2 protein-coding genes are annotated in these 2,328 nt (G+C 51.6%); one reads left to right on the top strand and one right to left on the bottom strand.

Features of this window, described 5'->3' with window-relative positions; translation table 11 throughout:
- Positions 1–217 precede the first annotated feature (217 nt).
- Positions 218–1,549, top strand: a complete 1,332-nt coding sequence (locus tag IKE44_RS04465) for a PhoH family protein (protein WP_049624547.1) — start codon at positions 218–220, stop codon at positions 1,547–1,549.
- Positions 1,550–1,667: 118 nt separating this feature from the next.
- Here the strand turns inward: IKE44_RS04465 and IKE44_RS04460 are convergent, their stop codons facing one another.
- A complete protein-coding gene (locus IKE44_RS04460; protein WP_049624548.1) occupies positions 1,668–2,174 on the bottom strand; it encodes a hypothetical protein in 507 nt (168 codons plus the stop codon).
- Positions 2,175–2,328: the final 154 nt, after the last annotated feature.

Here is a 2,328-nt window from a genome sequence, read left to right as displayed (position 1 = left end):
TGCATCAAATTCGGGAGTGTGGTATGCTTGTTCATAGAGAGCACCTCCTGGGTTTGTTTGTGTCGTTACTCACATTCTACAGGAAAGGTGCTCTTTTTTCTATACCCTTTGGATTTTATTGGATAATCAACACGCCTGACATTTTTTCATATGCTATACCACAGCCATTCCCATCCGGTATACAAGGCGGAAAACGGACGCTAGGGGGAAGCGGAATTTGGGAAAGAAAATCTATGTGCTTGATACAAACGTCCTCTTGCAAGACCCGTATTCAATTTTTTCGTTCGAGGACAACGAGGTCGTCATTCCGGCTGTCGTCCTGGAGGAAGTGGATTCGAAAAAGCGGTATATGGATGAGGTCGGGAGAAACGCCCGCCAGGTGTCGAAGCTGATCGACCGCCTGCGCGAGAACGGCAAGCTGCACGAGAAAATTCCGCTTGAAAACGGAGGGGTGCTGCGCATTGAACTGAACCACCGTTCATTCCATCAGCTTCAGGAAATTTTTGTCGAAAAAACGAACGACAACCGCATTTTGGCGGTGGCGAAAAACTTATCGCTTGAGGAACAAGCGAAAGAGGACGGACGTTCGGTCATTTTGGTGAGCAAAGATGCGCTCGTGCGCGTGAAAGCGGATGCCATCGGGCTGCAGGCCGAAGACTTCTTAAGCGACCGCGTCGTTGACATCGACCATATTTACACCGGGTTTTTGGAACTGTACATAGGGAGAGATCACCTGCAACGGTTTTATGATAAAGGGGAGCTCGTGTTGGCCGATATCGCTGATCACCCGTTTTACCCGAATCAGTTTATTATTATGAAAGACGCATTCGGCAGTTCCGCTTCGGCGATTGGCATCGTCGACCAAAACGGCAAAAAGGTGAAGAAGCTGATTTTTCATCATGAGCATATATGGGGCATTCGCCCGCGCAACGTGCAGCAAACGATGGCGTTTGAGCTGCTTATGCGCGACGATATTCCGCTCGTGACGTTAATCGGCAAGGCTGGAACCGGGAAAACGCTGCTCGCGCTTGCTGCCGGGCTCATGCAGACTGAAGACTTGCGCACGTACAAAAAGCTGCTTGTCGCGCGCCCGATCGTGCCGATGGGGAAAGACCTCGGCTTTTTGCCTGGGGAAAAGGAAGAAAAGCTGCGCCCGTGGATGCAGCCGATTTTTGACAACCTTGAGTATTTGTTCAACACGAAAAAGCCGGGGGAATTGGACGCCATTTTAGCCGGCATGAGCTCGATTGAAGTCGAGGCGCTCACCTACATTCGCGGCCGCAGCCTGCCGGAGCAGTTCATCATTATTGATGAGGCGCAAAACTTGACAAAGCATGAAGTGAAGACGATTTTGACGCGTGTCGGCGAAAAAAGCAAAATCATTTTAATGGGCGATCCGGAACAGATCGACCATCCATATTTGGATGAATACAACAACGGCTTGACGTATGTGGTCGAGAAATTCAAAGACCAAAAAATCGCCGGTCATATCCGCCTTGTCAAAGGAGAGCGTTCCGAGCTCGCCCAGCTCGCTGCCGACTTGCTTTAGCCCTCGTCTTCCAACCGGCCGCTTGGGAGGCTGCCAATCCTGCGTCACGCGAACGAACAGGAATGGCGGCCCCTCACGGCCGACCGAAAACCGGACGTCCTCTTGACGGAGCGTCTGGTCAGCGGACGATGAGCTGGCGCACATGGGTAATCGGCGCTTCGCGGTTCGAGCCGTCGCCGAAATAAATGTGCACCGGACCGTCATCGCGCAGCGGCTTTCCGTTTTTAGAAAAAGCAAAAATCAAATCGTGTGCTTTGTCGAGCGGGATCACCGTTTCCCCGCTTTCCGTCACGACGACAAGTTCGGAAGCGTCTTCGTGCGGTTCAGCGTTTTGCAAAAACGGAGCAAACGGCATGCCGAACGAACCGGTGATGATTTTCTCCTTCAAAAAACGCCGCTCGGTTTTCAATGTGGGCGGAAAGACGGCCCCCTCCTGAATTTCCCGGTCCCAAAACACCGACCGCTTTTTGATTTCTTCTTCCTCTTGCCCTGCCCCGGCTTGATCCGGTTTCGGATGCGAAAAATACGTGTCCAAATCGACTTTTCGGTCATCGAAAATCCAGACGCCAGGGTCGAGCGTAATCGTAAAGTTGACCTTTCCCGTCAGCATGATAATATCGCTCATCAAGACACCCTCTCGTGTGAGTAAAATATTTGTGGGTGACATTCAGGAATGATTCCCCGACGAGGGTTGCGAACTTTTGTTCGCGACGCTCGTCGGGGCCACCAAGCGAAGCGCGGTAGAAAAAAGCAAATGTCATGCAAAAAGGACTCTCTCC

This window comes from Geobacillus sp. (assembly GCF_017515625.1).
Taxonomy (GTDB): domain Bacteria; phylum Bacillota; class Bacilli; order Bacillales; family Anoxybacillaceae; genus Geobacillus; species Geobacillus stearothermophilus.
Note: the sequence above shows the minus strand (reverse complement) of the source record. Positions and strands in the feature narration are given on the sequence as shown.